Here is a 16406-nt window from a genome sequence, read left to right as displayed (position 1 = left end):
AATAAGCGCAAAATGCGTCGCTATTTGTTGCCTTGAGTCATCACGAGTCGCGGTAAAATCCTCACCATCGCGCTACCGGAGCCTCGGATGAAACGTTTACCCGCCACGCTTGCTACCGCTTTGATGCTGCTTAGCGCATCGGTTAACGCCGATGTGACGGCAGGATTGACGGCTTTTTTCGCCCAACGACTGGCGGGTATCAGCGACGAGGTTCAGGTCACGGTTAAGTCGCCGCAAAGCAACTGGCCAGCCTGTGACAATCCGGCTTACAGCCTGCCCGGCAACGCCAGGCTGTGGGGCAACCTGAGCGTGCTGGCGCGCTGCGGCAACGATAAACGTTATTTACAGGTAACGGTTCAGGCTTACGGCGAGTATGTCGTGGCCAGCGCGCCGGTTGCTCGCGGCAGCGAGCTGAATGACGGGAATTTGCGCCTGCAACGCGGTCGGCTGGACCAGCTACCGCCGCGGGCGATGTTGTCGCTCGATCAGGCGCGCCAGTCCCAGACGCTGCGCGATTTAGCGCCGGGGCAAACCCTGACCATGTCGATGGTGCGCCAGCCCTGGCGGGTGAAAGCCGGGCAGCGCGTCATGGTGATTGCCACCGGCCAGGGATTCAGCGTCAACAGTGAAGGCCAGGCGTTAAATAATGCCGCCGTCACGCAAAATGCCCGGGTGCGCATGGCCAACGGCCAGGTGGTCAGCGGAACGGTAGATAATGATGGGAATATTCTGATAACGCTTTAATCTCTTGCCTCTACACTCATCCAGGCGCGCGTAATCGCTGGCGCCGGTAGCCGGGGCCGTAGAGTAAGGCATTCTTTCTGGTCATTAATTCGCGGGTAAGCGTAATGATGGGTGTAAAGATTTTGCTGCGGCTGCCGATAGAATATCAACAAATGATAAGACAGGCTCACAGCCACGAGCCCCCTCGATGAGGATTGAACATGAGCATAGAACGCACATCGCCATTAAAACCAATCGGCACTGTCCAACCGCGCGAGGCGGCCGAGCCTGCACAAGTTCCCGTTAATCGCCTGGATAAAACCGCGTCCGCCACCAGCACCAGCGTCACCTTCAGCGGCGCGCAGGCGCGTCTGATGCAGGCTGGAAGCAGTGATATCAATATGGAGCGTGTCGAAGCGCTCAAAACCGCTATTCGAAACGGTGAGCTCAAAATGGACACAGGCAAAATTGCCGATGCGCTAATTAACGAAGCTCAGAGTTTCCTGCAGAGTAAATAATGGTATGAGTCGTCTGTCAGAAGTGCTGGATCAAATGACGGCAGTCCTCAACTCGCTGAAAGAGGTGATGGATGCCGAGCAACTTCAATTATCAGCAGGCCACGTGAATGGCAGCGCGTTGCAACGTATTACCGAGCAAAAAAGCTCGCTGCTGGCCACGCTTGATTACCTGGAGCAACAGCGCCGCGCGGAGCAGAACGCCGGACGCAGCGCCAATGACGATGCGCCAGGACGCTGGCAGGCGATAACCGAGACGACGCAACAATTGCGCACGCTTAACCAGCACAACGGCTGGCTGCTGGAGGGGCAAATCGCCCGCAATCAGCAGGCGCTGGAGGTGCTAAAACCGCACCAGGAACCGACCCTTTACGGCGCGGATGGCCAGACGGCAAATACTGTGCGTGGTGGGAAGAAGATTTCTATTTAATACGCTTTACCAGGCCTGACTCCCTGTCAGGCCTTTTTTTATCGACTCACGCCGTTCTACGCGCAAAATCCCGCACTCTGAACCCCAGCACCGCCAGCGTGGCGAAGTACGCTACCACCCCAACAATCACCACGGCCAGCAGGCGTAGAATACGGTACGGCATGGTGCCCAGATCCCACGCAGGCATCACCATCATCATGCCGATCAGCGCGCCCGCCATTACCAGCACCGCGATAATCAGCCGGATTAAAAAGCGCGCCCAACCCGGCTCCGGCTGGAAGATTTTCTGCTTACGCAACTGCCAGTAGAGCAGGCTGGCGTTTAAACAGGCGGCAAGGCCGATCGACAGCGACAGCCCGGCGTGCTTCAGCGGCCCGATAAACGCCAGGTTCATCAGTTGGGTCATTATCAGCGTCACGATGGCGATCTTCACCGGGGTTTTGATGTCCTGACGGGAGTAGAAGCCCGGCGCCAGCACTTTCACCACGATGAGCCCCATCAGGCCCACCGAGTAGGCGATCAGCGCCCGCTGGGTCATATCAGCATCGAAGGCGGTGAATTTACCGTACTGGAACAGCGCGGCGATCAGCGGTTCGGCCAGAATGCCCAACGCCACGGCGCTCGGCAGCGCCAGTAAAAAGCACAGCCGCAGTCCCCAGTCCATCAAACGGTTATATTCATCATGATTGCCGCTGGCGAAGCTGCGCGACAGCGACGGCAGCAATATTGTGCCCAGTGCCACGCCCAGCACGCCGGACGGGAACTCCATCAGGCGGTCCGCGTAGTACATCCAGGAAACCGAACCCGACACCAGGAATGAGGCGAAAATGGTGTTAATAATCAGGGAAATCTGGCTCACCGACACACCGAGGATCGCCGGGCCCATCTGCTTCACCACTCGCATCGCGCCGGCATCGCGCAGGTTAATACGCGGCAGCACCAGCATGCCGATTTTCTTCAGATGCGGCAGTTGATACAGCAGTTGCAGCACGCCGCCTACCGTCACCGCCCAGGCCAGCGCCAGCACCGGCGGATGGAAATAGGGCGCGGCAAAGAGCGCAAAGCCAATCATGCTGATATTGAGCAGCGTCGGCGCGAACGCCGGAACCGAAAAGCGGTTCCAGGTATTCAGGATCGCCCCGGCCAGCGAGGCCAGCGATATCAGCAGGATATACGGGAAAGTGATGCGCAACAGTTGCTCGGTAAGCGCGAACTTGTCGGCAGTATCCACAAAGCCCGGCGCGGTCACCAGGATCACCCAGTGTGCGCCGATAATCCCCAACAGCGTGACAATCGCCAGCGCCAGGGTCAGCAGGCCCGAAACATAGGAGATAAACAGCCGCGTGGCTTCTTCGCCCTGCTTGCTTTTATACTCCGCGAGGATCGGTACAAACGCCTGGGAAAACGCCCCTTCGGCGAAAATACGGCGCAGCAGATTGGGAAGTTTAAACGCCACAAAAAAGGCGTCGGTCGCCATCCCTGCGCCAAACACCCGTGCCACAATGGCGTCGCGCGCAAAACCCAGCACGCGGGAAAACATAGTCATCGAGCTGACCGCAGCCAGCGATTTTAATAAGTTCATTATTCCGTTCCACAAACACTGACGCCTGCAAAGCAGGCGTCAGGTATTCAGCGAGCGCCTAGTCTACCCCAGCGCGGGTGAAATTCTAGCTCCGACTGTAACGGGCGGTTATTCTTCCATCGCCTCGCGCCATAGCTTTTCCACCACCCGCTGGGCCAGCAGCGCCTGTTCGCCTGCGGTTTCGGGAATGGTCTGATTTGCCACGCAGTCGATAAAATGCTGCGCGCAACCGACAAATCCGCGCTGTTCAAGCGTGCTCTGCCAGCCGGGAATGGGCTGGGTCACTACCCCTGCCCCGCGCTCTTCCTGCCAGTCGCGCATATCGGTGACCTGATACAACCCGCCGTCGGTTACCGCCTGCACCCACTCGCGCTGGCTGCCCGCGCGGCGATGCATGCTGGTGGTGATTTGCAACTGCTGATGGGCGAAGTGGTGCTCGGCATACAGCATCTCGCCCTGGTCGTTGGTTTGCAGTATGCCGCTTTGCAGCTCTGCCGCGCCGCCCGCCAGCCATAGCGCGGTGTCCACTACGTGTAGGTAGTCGTCCAGCAGGGTGAAGCGTAAATCGTGCGGGCCAACACTGTCGGCGCGGTGTTTATCCATCCGCAGCGAGGCGCAATTTTCCAGCTGCGCTTTCAACTCCCGATAGCGCGGCGCAAAGCGGCGGTTGAAGCCGACCATCAGGGTCAACTTTTTGCGCGCCGCCAGATCCACCAGCCGCTCGGCATCCGAGAGGTTTTCCGCCAGCGGTTTATCCACGCAAACGTGAACGCCCGCGTTAAGCAGCTCGCTGACCACCGCGTAGTGGCTGGCGGTGCTGCTGTGCACAAACACCGCGTCACAGCGCGTCGCCAGTTCGGCAATCGACCCGATATAAGGAATACGGTATGCGTCGCAAACCGGCTGCGCTTTGGCCTGCGTCGGGGAAAACGCCCCCGCCAGTTGCCAGCGCGCCGCCGCCGAAAGTACTGGCAGCCAGGCTTTTTGCGCGATACCGCCCAGGCCCACCATACCAACCCGCAATTGAGCCATATTATTCTCCGAGGTGCGCTAACAGGGAATCGAGCCGGGTTTGTAACGCCTGAACCTGCGCTTCCAGCGCTTCCACACGCAGCGCTAAATCTTCCGATGCTGCGCTCACTGGCTCATCGCCAGGGGCAGGGATTTCCATATCGCCGCTAAACAGGTGCATATAGCGGCTCTCGCGCTTACCCGGCTCGCGCGGCAGGCGCGCCACAAACGGGCCATCTTCACGGGTCGCCAGCCGTTCCAGAGTGTTCTCCACTTCCGCCATATCGGCAAATTCGTGCATCCGTGAGGTACGACCGCGCAGTTCGCCCGGCGTTTGCGCACCGCGTAGCAGCAGCGTGGTGATCAGCGCCACTTCCGCGCTGTTCAGCTTGAGATCGCCAAATTCGGAGTTACAAAAGCGCTGTTCGTATTTCATCACCCGATTGCCGAACCCGCTGACGGTGCGCAGGTAGTGGCGCCTGACCAGCAAATCCAGGGTGTTTTGCACCTCGGATTCGCTGAGATTCAGCACCGGCTCGCGGTTGGTTTTCTGGTTGCAGGCCGTTACCACGCTGTTCACCGACAGCGGATACTGCTCAGGCGTGGTGACCTGTTTTTCCAGCATACAGCCAATCACGCGGGCTTCGGTGGCGCTGAGTTGATATTTCATTGAGGCTCCTTAACGACCTGCGGTCCATTCTTTGGTAGTCAGTGCGGTTAATACGTGATCGCGCCAGACGCCGTCGATCAGCAAATAATCTTTGGCATAGCCCTCTTTTTCAAAACCCAGCCGGGCGAGCAGATCCCCGCTGCGCTGGTTATGGGGCATATAGTTCGCCATGATGCGGTGAATATGCTGGGTACGCTGCATATAGCGGATCGCGGAGGTCAGCGCTTCAAACATCAGCCCCTGCCCCTGCCATTTTTCCCCCAGCGAATAGCCCAGATAGCAGGCGTGAAACGAGCCGCGCACTACGTTGGAGAAATTGGCCACGCCGTAAATCTCTTTTTCATCCGGATCGAACAGCGCGAAATAGAACGCGCTGCCCTGCTTATGCAGTTCGTTGATCATGCTGAGCCGCGCCTGCCAGCCGGATGGATAGCAATGGCTCTCGTCACGAATCGGCTCCCAGGGCTTAAGAAACTGGCGGTTCTCGGCATAGTAGTCCGCCAGCCGCCAGGCATCCCGTTCGTAAATCAGGCGGACCACCAGGCGGTCGGTCACTAAGCGTATTTTCGGCACATTATTGCGATAGCCAAACATCTGTCGTTACTCCTTGCAGGCATTCTGTCGTCGCCCGTTAGCCATGCCATGTTTTTACTATACCTGTTGCCAGGAGAACAGTGAAAACAGCAACATGCCTTTTTTCAGGCCGTTATCGCGTTTCGATTAATGCCATCAATCAATCTCACAGATTGATAAAAAAATATTGTCGCAGCGATGATGGGAAAATGTGACCGGGCACAGCAAAATGGTTTTCTGTGGTTTCGTTTCCCGGGAGGGGGAAATGGCTGGGGTCTCGCAGGCAAGGAGCCTGGGTAAATATTTCCTGCTGCTCGACAATATGCTGGTGGTGTTGGGCTTCTTCGTCGTCTTTCCGCTAATTTCGATTCGCTTTGTTGACCAAATGGGCTGGGCCGCGCTGCTGGTCGGGATTGCGCTCGGCCTGCGTCAGCTGACACAACAGGGTTTAGGGATTTTTGGCGGCGCGATTGCCGACCGGTTTGGCGCTAAGCCGATGATCGTCACCGGGATGCTGCTGCGCGCGGCGGGCTTCGCCACCATGGGGATCGCCCATGAGCCGTGGCTGCTGTGGTTTTCCTGTTTTCTCTCCGGTATCGGCGGCACGCTGTTCGATCCGCCGCGCTCAGCGCTGGTGGTGAAGTTGGTGCGTCCGCACCAGCGCGGGCGTTTCTTCTCGCTGCTGATGATGCAGGATAGCGCCGGGGCGGTGATCGGCGCGCTGCTCGGTAGCTGGCTGCTGCAATACGATTTCCGGCTGGTGTGCGCCGTGGGCGCGGTGCTGTTTGTGCTGTGCGCGGGGGTAAACGCCTGGCTGCTGCCTGCCTATAAGCTTTCAACCATCCGCACGCCAATGCGCGAAGGCATGGGCCGGGTGTTAAAAGACAAGCGGTTTATCACCTACGTGTTAACTCTGGCGGGCTACTACATGCTGGCGGTGCAGGTGATGCTGATGCTGCCCATTATGGTTAACAACATTGCCGGCACGCCTGCGGCGGTCAAATGGATGTACGCCATCGAAGCGGCGCTGTCGCTGACGCTGCTCTACCCCATCGCCCGCTGGAGCGAAAAGCGCTTCCGGCTTGAGCAGCGCCTGATGGCAGGCCTGCTGCTGATGACTTTAAGCCTGGTGCCGATGGGCTTAACCGACTCCCTGCAACAGCTGTTTACGCTGATCTGCGTGTTTTATATCGGTTCGATTATTGCCGAACCGGCCCGGGAAACACTTAGCGCCTCGCTGGCGGACGCCCGGGCGCGCGGTAGCTATATGGGCTTCAGCCGTCTCGGCCTGGCGATTGGCGGCGCGTTTGGCTATGCGGGCGGCGGCTGGCTGTTTGATATGGGGCATACGCTCGGCCAGCCGGAATTGCCCTGGGCGATGCTGGGCGCGGTGGGGTTGATTACCTTCTTCGCGCTGTGGTGGCAGTTCAGTCTACGCCGCGTCGATCCGTCCATGCTGGAGCCGGGCAGCTGATTTGCCCCCGGCTTTGTTCTCCTCCATACTGAAAGTGACGGTCATCATATGGAGGAGAAACGTGAAGCTATATATTTACGATCACTGCCCATTTTGCGTAAAAGCGCGCATGATTTTCGGGCTGAAAAATATCCCCGTCGAGCTCAACGTCCTGATGAATGACGATGTTGATACCCCCACCCGAATGATTGGCCAGAAGATGGCGCCAATCCTGCAAAAAGACGACAGCCGCTATATGCCTGAGAGCATGGATATCGTGCATTACGTCGATAAACTCGACGGCAAGCCGCTGCTGACCGGCGCGCGTAACCCGGCTATCGCCACCTGGTTACGCAAAGTCAATGAATACGCCAACCGTCTGCTGCTGCCGCGCATGGCGAAAGCACCCTTTGACGAGTTCTCCACGCCGGAAGCCCGGGCGTATTTTACCGAGAAAAAACAGGCGGCTATTGGCCCCTTTGCCGAGCATATGGCTCACTCGCCGGGATTGATTAAAAACATCAGCGATGATTTGCGCGCGCTGGATAAGCACATCAAAGCGCCGAACGCGGTTAACGGCGAACTGTCTGAGGATGATATCGATCTGTTCCCGCTGTTGCGTAACCTGACGCTGGTGCAGGGGATCACCTGGCCGACCCGCGTAGCGGACTACCGCGACAATATGGCCAAGCAGACCCAGGTTAACCTGCTCACCTCCATGGCAATCTGAGCCAGAGCCGGCGCGTCGCGCCGGCGTTTCAGTTTTTTCCCCTGTTATTTTCCGCCTCACTGCGCGATGCTGCCGGGATTATGGATGGCGTAACGCTGAGGAATCACATGAAAAAAATCGTTATCGCACTCGTCGGGCTACTGACGATGCTGGTGGTGGGCTGCAATCAGTTGACCCAATACACCGTGACCGAACAGGAAATCAACCAGGCGCTGGCGAAGCGCAATAACTTTGCCAAAGACATTGGTCTGCCGGGTATTGCCGACGCGCATATCGTGCTGTCTAACCTCTCCAGCCAGATTGGCCGCCAGGAGCCGAATAAAGTCACGCTGACTGGTGATGCGAACCTGGATTTGACCTCACTGTTCGGCGATCAGAAAGCCACCATGAAGCTGACCCTGAAGGCGCTGCCGACGTTTAATAAACAGCAGGGGGCGATCTATTTGCAGGATATGGAAGTGGTCAGCGCAGAGGTGTTGCCGCAGAAAATGGAAGGCGTTTTAAAGACCCTGACGCCCTATCTTAACCAGTCGCTAAAAAGTTATTTTAACCAGCAACCGGCTTATGTGTTGAGTGAAGACCGCACCAAAGGCGAGGCGCTGGCAAAGCAATATGCTAAAGGGATTGAAGTAAAACCGGGCGAGATCGTTATTCCGTTTATCGACTGATCTGAACGGGGGCAGTCGCTGCCCCCGTAATAAAAAGGATGCAAACGAAAACGTTTCCGCATATCCTTTGTGCCCGGCATAAATCCAGCCATTGTTGACTGATTTCCCACCAGCCGGAGCACGCTCATGACAGTATCATCCCAGGAATTAACCATCCGCCGCCCAGACGACTGGCACGTTCATTTACGCGATGGCGAAATGCTCAACATCGTAGTGCCGTATACCAGCGAAACCTATGGCCGCGCGATTGTCATGCCTAACCTGGCTCCGCCGGTGACCACGGTCGAGGCCGCCCGCGCCTACCGTCAGCGTATTCTGGATGCCGTACCGGCCGGTCACACGTTTGAACCGTTAATGACCTGCTATCTCACCGATTCTCTTGATCCCAACGAGGTGGAGCGCGGGTTTAACGAAGGCGTGTTTACTGCCGCCAAGCTGTATCCCGCCAATGCCACGACCAACTCCAGCCATGGCGTTACCAGCATCGATGCGATTATGCCGGTGCTGGAGCGGATGGAAAAAATCGGCATGCCGCTGCTGGTGCACGGCGAAGTGACCCACGCCGATATTGATATTTTCGACCGGGAAGCGCGCTTTATCGAAACCGTGATGGAACCACTGCGCCAGCGCCTGACTCAATTGAAAGTGGTGTTTGAACATATCACTACCAAAGACGCCGCTCAGTATGTTCAGGAGGGTAATACATTGCTGGCCGCCACCATTACCCCGCAGCATCTGATGTTTAACCGCAACCATATGCTGGTGGGCGGCGTGCGCCCTCACCTCTACTGCCTGCCCATTTTAAAACGCAGCGTTCACCAACAGGCGCTGCGCGAACTGGTTGCCAGCGGCTGCGATCGGGTATTTCTCGGCACCGACTCCGCGCCCCATGCGCGTCATAAAAAAGAGACCAGCTGCGGTTGTGCAGGCTGTTTCAACGCACCATCCGCGCTGGGTGCCTATGCCACGGTGTTTGAAGAGATGAATGCACTGCAACATTTCGAAGCGTTTTGCTCGCTGAACGGCCCGCGTTTCTATGGTCTGCCGGTGAATGAACAGCACATCACGCTGGTCAAACAGGACCAGACCATCGCCCCGAGCATTGCCCTGAGTGACGATACCCTGATCCCGTTCCTGGCGGGTGAAACAGTGCGCTGGTCGGTAAAACGCTGACAGAGAAATATTTTCTGCCTCCTGTTGCAACCTGGATAAGTTAACTGTATAAATATCCAGTATAAACAACAGGGGGCGATCATGCGTATTGAAGTCACCATAGCCAAAACCACCGTATTACCACCCGGCGCGATTGACGCGCTGACCACTGAACTGACGCGCCGTATTGAGCACTCTTTTCCGGATACCGGAAATCATGTCAGCGTGCGCTATGCCGCTGCCAACAATCTTTCTGTATTAGGCGGCGCAAAAGAGGACAAAGACCGCATCAGCGAGATCCTTCAGGAAACCTGGGAAAGCGCTGACGACTGGTTCTCTTCACCCTGAATTCGTGCTGTATCAACATGCTGCTTATGCATATGTCTGCCGCAGCATGTTGATGCGCGTCGGATAGCGAAAATAAAAAATTATTCTCTCATTGTGCATTTTCCGGGCTCGCCGCCCGGCTTTTTAATATCCCCCTCGCCGCAATTATTTTTTCAGTTTTATCTGTAATAACGCCCCTAAGCGCTTATTTATACGAATAAGTTGCCGTTTTATTGTTCAAAGTTTTCCACCGTTTTAAAAAATGTGTTGCAAGGAATATATTTTTTAGACGTTAACGCTCATCCACTGATATACTGAAATTGCTTGAATAAAAGACGCATTGAACCTCGAACGACGTTGTCTATAAACACGAATAAGGGGGTTATAATGGTAAAGAATAATGAAGTTATTCAAACGCATCCCCTTGTAGGATGGGATATCAGCACCGTAGATAGCTACGACGCGCTGATGCTACGTTTACACTATCAATCGCCAAATCGCCCTAATCAAGAAGACACCGAAGTTGGGCAAACCCTTTGGCTCACCACCGACGTAGCCCGCCAGTTTATATCGATTCTCGAAGCTGGCATTGCAAAAATAGAATCCAGTGATTACCAGGAAAATGATTATCGCAAGCATTAGTTTGCTTATCTTTTAATCGACAGGCACCTTCGGGTGCCTTAATTTTATGAATAATCTGATTGCTGCCGCTTATATAAATTTCACTTAAGCATCGTTGCGCAAACATTTCTGCCCTGAATCGGGGTTATATTCGTCCGCGATTCTGTTTGTTAACGATTCGGGTAAATCTTGTTTCTTTTCCTCAGGTTCTTTACTCTGCACTCCTTTCACTCAAATGGAGAAAATGTCCATGGAGTACGATCTCATTATTGTTGGTAGCGGGTCCGTGGGCGCCGCTGCCGGGTACTACGCCACCCGTGCGGGGCTGAAGGTGTTAATGACCGATTCGGCTCATCCGCCGCATCAGGAAGGTAGCCATCATGGAGAGTCGCGCCTGATTCGCCACGCCTATGGCGAAGGCGAAAAGTACGTCCCGCTGGTGCTGCGCGCGCAAGCGCTGTGGGATGAACTTCAGCAGGTGAGCGGCGAAAAAATCTTTACCCGCAGCGGCGTGTTAAACCTTGGCCCGGCGCATTCCGCATTTCTGGCGAACGTGGAGCAAAGCGCGCACCAGTTTAACCTGCCGCTGGAAAAACTCGACGCTGCCGCGCTGATGGCCCGCTGGCCGGAAATCACCGTCCCGGCGGATTTTATCGGCCTGTTCGAACCGAACTCTGGCGTGCTGCACAGCGAAACCGCCATCGCCGCCTGGATACGGCTGGCGGAAGAAGCGGGCTGCGCCCAGCTCTTTAACTGCCCGGTACAGGCCATTCATACCGATGCGGACGGCGTCAGTATTGATACCTCTGAAGGCACATTTCGCGCCCGTAAACTGCTGTTAAGCGCCGGCACCTGGGTGAAGCGGCTGGTCCCTGACCTCCCTGTTACCCCAGTGCGCAAGATTTTCGCCTGGTATCAGGCCGATGGCCGCTTCAGTACCAATAACCGCTTTCCGGCTTTTACCGGTGAGTTGCCTGGCGGCGATCAGTTCTATGGTTTTCCGGCTGAGAATAACGAGCTGAAAATCGGCAAGCACAACGGCGGACAAATCATTAGCGCGCCTGAAGAGCGTAAACCGTTCGGCGCAGTGCATACCGATGGCGCGGAAGCCTTTCCGTTTTTACGGCAGATTCTGCCGGGCATTGGCGGCTGCCTGTATGGCGCAGCCTGCACTTACGATAATTCACCCGATGAGGATTTTATTATCGATACGCTGCCCGGCGCCTCTAACGCCCTGGTCATTACCGGCCTGAGCGGGCACGGATTCAAGTTCGCCTCGGTGCTGGGTGAAATCGCCTGCCAGTTTGCGCAAAACGTTGCGCCCCCGTTCGATCTTACGCCTTTCGCCCTGAGTCGCTTTAAAAACGCGTGACAGCGGGGGTGGGCTTCCACCCCTGTTATTCCCCTCACAGCGCGCTAAACGGGTATAATGCCGCTCTCTTTTCTGAACTGGACTTAACCATGCGTCGGCTCTTTGATTTCCTGGTCAACAACGTGCGCGAGCATCTGGTGCTTTATCTGGTGCTGTGGTCGCTGCTAGCCATTATCGATCTGATCTGGATTTGGTTTTTCTGACGGAAAAGCCATCAATAAAATTGACATAGATTGACAGAGCGCTGACGCAAATTTAACCTCTGTTTGCCATCTGATTCCCTTATGCCCCGCCAACGCTTAACTGAATTTCAGCTTTGTTAAGCACAATTTATTCATTCAATTTCTTTGACGAAGAGCTTCCATTTTTTTGGATTGCTTTTGCCTGGCGCTCACGCCATTGTTGCAGCAACTTTAAAATTTAACAGGCGCACAACATGCAGTGGCGTAATTCACCCACCCGATACGGACATCTTTCAGTGATTTTGCACTGGGTCATCGCTCTCACCGTTTACGGTATGTTCGGGCTTGGCTTATGGATGGTGACCCTCAGCTATTACGATGGCTGGTATCACAACGCCCCTGAGCTCCATAAAAGCATCGGCATCCTGCTGATGATGGCAATGGTCTTTCGCCTGGCCTGGCGCATGATTTCGAAGCCGCCACGCGCTCTGGCGACCTATTCTGCATTTACCCGCATCGCCGCTGCGGCAGGCCATGCCCTGCTCTATCTGCTGCTGTTCGCGATCCTGATTAGCGGCTATCTGATTTCCACCGCCGATGGCAAACCTATCAGCGTGTTTGGCTGGTTTGAGGTGCCTGCCACCCTGAGCGACGCCGGGGCCCAGGCCGATCTCGCTGGCCAGGTTCATCTGTGGCTGGCCTGGGGCGTTGTGATTTTCTCCGTCTTACACGCGCTTGCTGCGTTGAAACACCACTTTATCGATAAAGATGCCACCCTGAAGCGGATGCTCGGGAAAGCGTCATAACTAAGGACTAAGGAGCGAAAATGAAAAAAAGCCTGCTGGGGTTAACCATGGGTGCCCTGTTATTTACCACCGGTTCTGCCGTGGCGGCGGACTATGTGATCGACAAACAGGGCCAGCATGCCTTTGTTAATTTCCGCATTCAGCATCTGGGTTACAGCTGGCTGTACGGCACATTCCGCGATTTCGACGGCGCATTCACCTTTGATGAGAAAAACCCGTCGGCGGATAAAGTGAATGTCACCATCAATACCAACAGCCTGGATACCAACCACGCTGAGCGTGATAAGCACCTGCGCAGCGCGGACTTTTTAAATGTGGCCAAATTCCCGCAGGCGACCTTTACCTCGACTGAAGTGAAGAAAGACGGCGAAGGGCTGGATATTACCGGCAACCTGACGCTGAACGGCGTCACTAAGCCAGTAACGCTGGATGCTAAATTAATCGGCCAGGGCAGCGACCCGTGGGGCGGCCAGCGCGCAGGCTTCGAGGCCAGCGGTAAAATTCATCTCAAAGATTTTAATATCACCACCGACCTGGGCCCGGCGTCTCAGGATGTTGAGCTGATTATTTCTGTGGAAGGCGTGCAGAAGAAATAACCGATTCCCTCGCGACGACTGCCGCGAGGGGAAAGGTCACTCGGGGTCGGGAATACCCAGTTTGGTATTTAATCGTCCCCGGGATTTATTAAAGATTTTCGCGCCGTTTTCTCTACCTGCGCGCAATTGACGCTGCTGATCTTCCGGCAACGCCAGTTCGTGCTGGCACTTCTCGCTACAGCATCCGTTGAATTTCTCGGCGCACGCCGGGCACTGAATAAACAGCAAATGGCAGCCGTCGTTTTTGCAGTTGGTGTGGGTGTCGCACAGCGCGCCGCACTGGTGGCAGTGGGCAATCACGTCATTGCTGATCCGCTCGCCCATCCGCTCGTCAAACACAAAGTTTTTACCAATGAAACGTACCGGCAGCCCCTGCTCGCGGGCGCGACGGGCATATTCAATGATCCCGCCCTCGATATGCCAGACCTGCTTAAAGCCGTTGTGGCGCATCCAGGCGCTGGCTTTTTCACAACGAATGCCACCGGTGCAGTACATGACGATTTTTTTATCTTTGTGCGCTTCCATCATTTCGACGGCTTTTGGCAACTGCTCGCGGAACGTATCCGCCGGGATCTCCAGCGCATTTTCGAAATGGCCCACTTCGTATTCATAGTGGTTACGCATATCGATAAACACCGCGTCAGGGTCATCGAGCATGGCGTTGACTTCAGCGGCTTTCAGGTATTCGCCAACGTCGCTGGCGTCAAACTGTGGATCGTCGATACCATCTGCCACGATGCGGTCGCGCACTTTCATGCGCAACACCCAGAATGATTTACCGTCATCATCCAGCGCAATATTCAACCGCAGGCCGTTGAGCGCCGGATCAAATCCGTACAGCAGTTCGCGCAGCGCCTCAAGGTTGCTGGCAGGCACACTGATCTGGGCGTTAATCCCCTCGTTGGCGAGATACACGCGGCCAAATACCTTCAGCTCGACAAACGCCTGATACAGCGCGTCGCGGGTAGCCTGAGGATTGACGATGGTGAAATATTTATAGAATGAGACTGTGGTGCGCGGCTCGGTTTCCGCCAGCATACGCGCCCTGAGTTCCTCATTCGAAATGCGGTTATGCAACACTGGCATGGTGTTCGTTCCTGCAATCGGTAAGGGAAATTTATCGCGCGGCATGATATAGCATTTAACACCAATTTACATCCACACAATCTGCGCTACATTTGCATCCTTATTTCAACAAACCCAGCGGCAAGCCGGGCTAACCCTCTGAGATTTTTGGTCCTGAGAAAAATTAATGCCACAATAGGCGCTATAGTTTCTCGATTTGTCATTCAGGAAATTCATGACTCAATTACCCACATTCTCGCGTCGCCTGCTTCACCCCCGTTACTGGCTAAACTGGCTGGGCATTGGTGTGCTCTGGCTGGTGGTTCTGCTGCCCTACCCGGTGATTTATCGTCTCGGCTGCGGTATTGGTCGCCTGGCGATGCGCTTTATGAAGCGCCGCGCGCGCATTGCTTACCGTAACCTTGAGCTGTGCTTCCCGGAGAAATCGGACGCAGAACGTCATCAGATGGTGGTAAAAAACTTTGAATCGGTCGGCATGGGTCTGATGGAAACCGGTATGGCCTGGTTCTGGCCCACCTGGCGCGTTGAACGCTGGTTCGATGTCTCCGGCACTGAGCACATCAAAGCGGTGCAGGATCAGGGTAAAGGCGTGCTGCTGATTGGCGTTCACTTCCTGACTCTGGAACTGGGCGCGCGGATTTTCGGGATCCATAACCCCGGTATTGGCGTTTATCGCCCCAACGACAATCCTCTGCTCGACTGGCTGCAAACCTGGGGGCGGATGCGTTCCAATAAGGCGATGATCGACCGTAAAGATCTCAAAGGCATGGTGCGGGCGCTGAAAAATGGCGACATCATCTGGTATGCGCCGGACCATGATTACGGCCCGCGCAGCAGTGTGTTTGTGCCGTTTTTCGCCGTCGAGCAGGCCGCGACGACCACCGGCACCTGGATGCTGGCGAAAATGTCCCAGGCCTGCGTGGTGCCGTTTGTGCCGCGCCGCAAGCCGGATGGCACTGGCTATGAAATGGTGATCCTGGAGCCGGAATGCAATCCGCCGCTGGAAACCGCCGAAGAGACCGCGCGCTGGATGAACGGCGTGGTGGAGCGCTGCATTATGATGGCGCCGGAGCAGTACATGTGGTTGCATCGTCGGTTCAAAACGCGCCCCGAAGGCGTGCCCTCGCGTTATTAATTTCTCCGGCGGCAGGAAACTGCCGCCGCGTTGTGGCGACCCTCTGATATTTCAGCAATAAAATTTCACATTCATACTGGCAAATTGTCAGATTCGTCTATTCTTTCCTGAAAAGCCCATGCACACAGGGAGATTGCCATGTCTATGTACGCCACACTTGAAGAAGCCATTGACGCCGCTCGCGAAGAGTTCCTTGCGGATAATCCCGGGATCGCCGAAGACGAGGCAAACATACAGCAGCTTAATATCCAGAAATACATCCTGCAGGATGGCGATATTATGTGGCAGGCTGAATTTTTTGCCGACGATAGCGAAGATGGCGAGTGTTTACCGGTGTTAACCGGTGAAGCCGCGCAGAGCGTGTTTGACGGCGATTTTGACGAAATCGAACTGCGTCAGGAGTGGCTGGAGGAAAATACCCTCCACGAATGGGACGAGGGCGAATTCCAGCTGGAACCGCCGCTGGATACCGAAGAAGGCCGGGCAGCAGCGGATGAGTGGGACGAGCGCTGAGTTATTCGTACGGGCCGTGACTCGCATCTATCGGCAGTAGCAGGGTATCGAATACCAGCGAAAACGGCAGATCGAGCACGGTCACGTAACGCCACGCCGAGTCTCTGACATCCCACTGTACGCCGGGATAATACTGGTTGCCGTGCCCCTGCCCGGGTATGGTTCGGCTAATAATACTGCCGCAGCCGCTTAACAGCATGGCGACCAGGATGATAACAACAGCGCGCATTCAAGAATTCCTGTCAGTTTTTGAGATAAAAA

Annotated in this window: 21 protein-coding genes; 15 read left to right on the top strand and 6 right to left on the bottom strand. The window is 55.6% G+C overall.

Annotated elements, in window-relative coordinates; translation table 11 throughout:
- Nucleotides 1-87: 87 nt before the first annotated feature.
- From flgA to flgN, 3 genes are all read left to right on the top strand, one after another.
- Nucleotides 88-744, top strand: a complete 657-nt coding sequence (gene flgA, locus FHW74_RS19080) for a flagellar basal body P-ring formation chaperone FlgA (RefSeq protein ID WP_183171923.1) — start codon at nucleotides 88-90, stop codon at nucleotides 742-744.
- A gap of 200 nt (nucleotides 745-944) precedes the next feature.
- Entirely contained in the window at nucleotides 945-1241 is a 297-nt protein-coding gene (flgM, locus tag FHW74_RS19075) for a flagellar biosynthesis anti-sigma factor FlgM (protein ID WP_144129210.1), read from the top strand.
- 4 nt (nucleotides 1242-1245) lie between these two features.
- Nucleotides 1246-1668 (top strand): flagella biosynthesis chaperone FlgN, encoded by a 423-nt coding sequence (flgN, locus tag FHW74_RS19070; protein WP_183171922.1) that lies wholly within the window; start codon nucleotides 1246-1248, stop codon nucleotides 1666-1668.
- Between the two features lie 46 nt (nucleotides 1669-1714).
- Here the strand turns inward: flgN and murJ are convergent, their stop codons facing one another.
- From murJ to rimJ, 4 genes are all read right to left on the bottom strand, one after another.
- Complete coding sequence (murJ, locus tag FHW74_RS19065) at nucleotides 1715-3250, bottom strand: murein biosynthesis integral membrane protein MurJ (protein ID WP_183171921.1); 1536 nt, start codon at nucleotides 3248-3250, stop codon at nucleotides 1715-1717.
- Nucleotides 3251-3358: 108 nt separating this feature from the next.
- Nucleotides 3359-4282: a Gfo/Idh/MocA family protein gene (locus FHW74_RS19060; RefSeq protein ID WP_183171920.1), complete on the bottom strand. Its 924-nt coding sequence runs from the start codon at nucleotides 4280-4282 to the stop codon at nucleotides 3359-3361.
- Nucleotide 4283: 1 nt separating this feature from the next.
- The gene (locus FHW74_RS19055; RefSeq protein WP_183171919.1) at nucleotides 4284-4931 is read right to left on the bottom strand and encodes a YceH family protein; all 648 of its coding nucleotides are present in this window, start codon (nucleotides 4929-4931) and stop codon (nucleotides 4284-4286) included.
- A gap of 9 nt (nucleotides 4932-4940) precedes the next feature.
- Nucleotides 4941-5525, bottom strand: a complete 585-nt coding sequence (rimJ, locus tag FHW74_RS19050; RefSeq protein WP_161661569.1) for a ribosomal protein S5-alanine N-acetyltransferase — start codon at nucleotides 5523-5525, stop codon at nucleotides 4941-4943.
- Nucleotides 5526-5769: 244 nt separating this feature from the next.
- On the opposite strand from rimJ, the gene mdtH reads away from it, so the two are divergent.
- The 10 genes from mdtH to FHW74_RS19000 all read left to right on the top strand — a co-directional run bounded on the left by mdtH (nucleotide 5770) and on the right by FHW74_RS19000 (nucleotide 13411).
- Entirely contained in the window at nucleotides 5770-6978 is a 1209-nt protein-coding gene (gene mdtH / locus FHW74_RS19045; RefSeq protein ID WP_183171918.1) for a multidrug efflux MFS transporter MdtH, read from the top strand.
- Between the two features lie 61 nt (nucleotides 6979-7039).
- Nucleotides 7040-7687 (top strand): glutaredoxin 2, encoded by a 648-nt coding sequence (grxB, locus tag FHW74_RS19040; protein ID WP_183171917.1) that lies wholly within the window; start codon nucleotides 7040-7042, stop codon nucleotides 7685-7687.
- A 107-nt stretch (nucleotides 7688-7794) separates the two neighbouring features.
- On the top strand, nucleotides 7795-8355 hold the full coding sequence (locus FHW74_RS19035; RefSeq protein ID WP_183171916.1) for a lipoprotein: 561 nt from the start codon (nucleotides 7795-7797) through the stop codon (nucleotides 8353-8355).
- A 126-nt stretch (nucleotides 8356-8481) separates the two neighbouring features.
- Nucleotides 8482-9528, top strand: a complete 1047-nt coding sequence (gene pyrC / locus FHW74_RS19030; protein WP_183171915.1) for a dihydroorotase — start codon at nucleotides 8482-8484, stop codon at nucleotides 9526-9528.
- Between the two features lie 81 nt (nucleotides 9529-9609).
- The gene (dinI, locus tag FHW74_RS19025) at nucleotides 9610-9855 is read left to right on the top strand and encodes a DNA damage-inducible protein I (protein WP_125292137.1); all 246 of its coding nucleotides are present in this window, start codon (nucleotides 9610-9612) and stop codon (nucleotides 9853-9855) included.
- 366 nt (nucleotides 9856-10221) lie between these two features.
- On the top strand, nucleotides 10222-10476 hold the full coding sequence (bssS, locus tag FHW74_RS19020) for a biofilm formation regulator BssS (RefSeq protein ID WP_183171914.1): 255 nt from the start codon (nucleotides 10222-10224) through the stop codon (nucleotides 10474-10476).
- Between the two features lie 229 nt (nucleotides 10477-10705).
- Complete coding sequence (gene solA, locus FHW74_RS19015) at nucleotides 10706-11827, top strand: N-methyl-L-tryptophan oxidase (protein ID WP_183171913.1); 1122 nt, start codon at nucleotides 10706-10708, stop codon at nucleotides 11825-11827.
- Nucleotides 11828-11916: 89 nt separating this feature from the next.
- Nucleotides 11917-12030 carry a YceO family protein gene (locus tag FHW74_RS19010; protein WP_183171912.1) on the top strand — a complete coding sequence of 38 codons (114 nt, stop codon included), beginning with the start codon at nucleotides 11917-11919 and terminating at the stop codon, nucleotides 12028-12030.
- 233 nt (nucleotides 12031-12263) lie between these two features.
- Nucleotides 12264-12815 (top strand): cytochrome b, encoded by a 552-nt coding sequence (locus tag FHW74_RS19005; protein ID WP_183171911.1) that lies wholly within the window; start codon nucleotides 12264-12266, stop codon nucleotides 12813-12815.
- A 20-nt stretch (nucleotides 12816-12835) separates the two neighbouring features.
- The gene (locus FHW74_RS19000) at nucleotides 12836-13411 is read left to right on the top strand and encodes a YceI family protein (protein ID WP_183171910.1); all 576 of its coding nucleotides are present in this window, start codon (nucleotides 12836-12838) and stop codon (nucleotides 13409-13411) included.
- Nucleotides 13412-13447: 36 nt separating this feature from the next.
- Here FHW74_RS19000 and FHW74_RS18995 read toward each other — a convergent pair whose 3' ends face one another.
- Nucleotides 13448-14497 carry a rhodanese-related sulfurtransferase gene (locus tag FHW74_RS18995; protein WP_183171909.1) on the bottom strand — a complete coding sequence of 350 codons (1050 nt, stop codon included), beginning with the start codon at nucleotides 14495-14497 and terminating at the stop codon, nucleotides 13448-13450.
- Nucleotides 14498-14711: 214 nt separating this feature from the next.
- Here FHW74_RS18995 and FHW74_RS18990 point away from each other — a divergent pair, with 214 nt between their 5' ends.
- A complete protein-coding gene (locus FHW74_RS18990) occupies nucleotides 14712-15632 on the top strand; it encodes a Kdo(2)-lipid IV(A) acyltransferase (RefSeq protein WP_183171908.1) in 921 nt (306 codons plus the stop codon).
- 138 nt (nucleotides 15633-15770) lie between these two features.
- Nucleotides 15771-16145 carry a MysB family protein gene (locus tag FHW74_RS18985; RefSeq protein ID WP_125292145.1) on the top strand — a complete coding sequence of 125 codons (375 nt, stop codon included), beginning with the start codon at nucleotides 15771-15773 and terminating at the stop codon, nucleotides 16143-16145.
- A gap of 1 nt (nucleotide 16146) precedes the next feature.
- Here the strand turns inward: FHW74_RS18985 and FHW74_RS18980 are convergent, their stop codons facing one another.
- Nucleotides 16147-16374 (bottom strand): YceK/YidQ family lipoprotein, encoded by a 228-nt coding sequence (locus FHW74_RS18980; RefSeq protein WP_161661581.1) that lies wholly within the window; start codon nucleotides 16372-16374, stop codon nucleotides 16147-16149.
- Nucleotides 16375-16406: the final 32 nt, after the last annotated feature.

Source organism: Atlantibacter sp. RC6 (assembly GCF_014193285.1).
Lineage (GTDB): Bacteria > Pseudomonadota > Gammaproteobacteria > Enterobacterales > Enterobacteriaceae > Atlantibacter.
The sequence above is the reverse complement of the archived record's forward strand: the minus strand, read 5'-3'. Positions and strand labels throughout refer to the sequence as shown.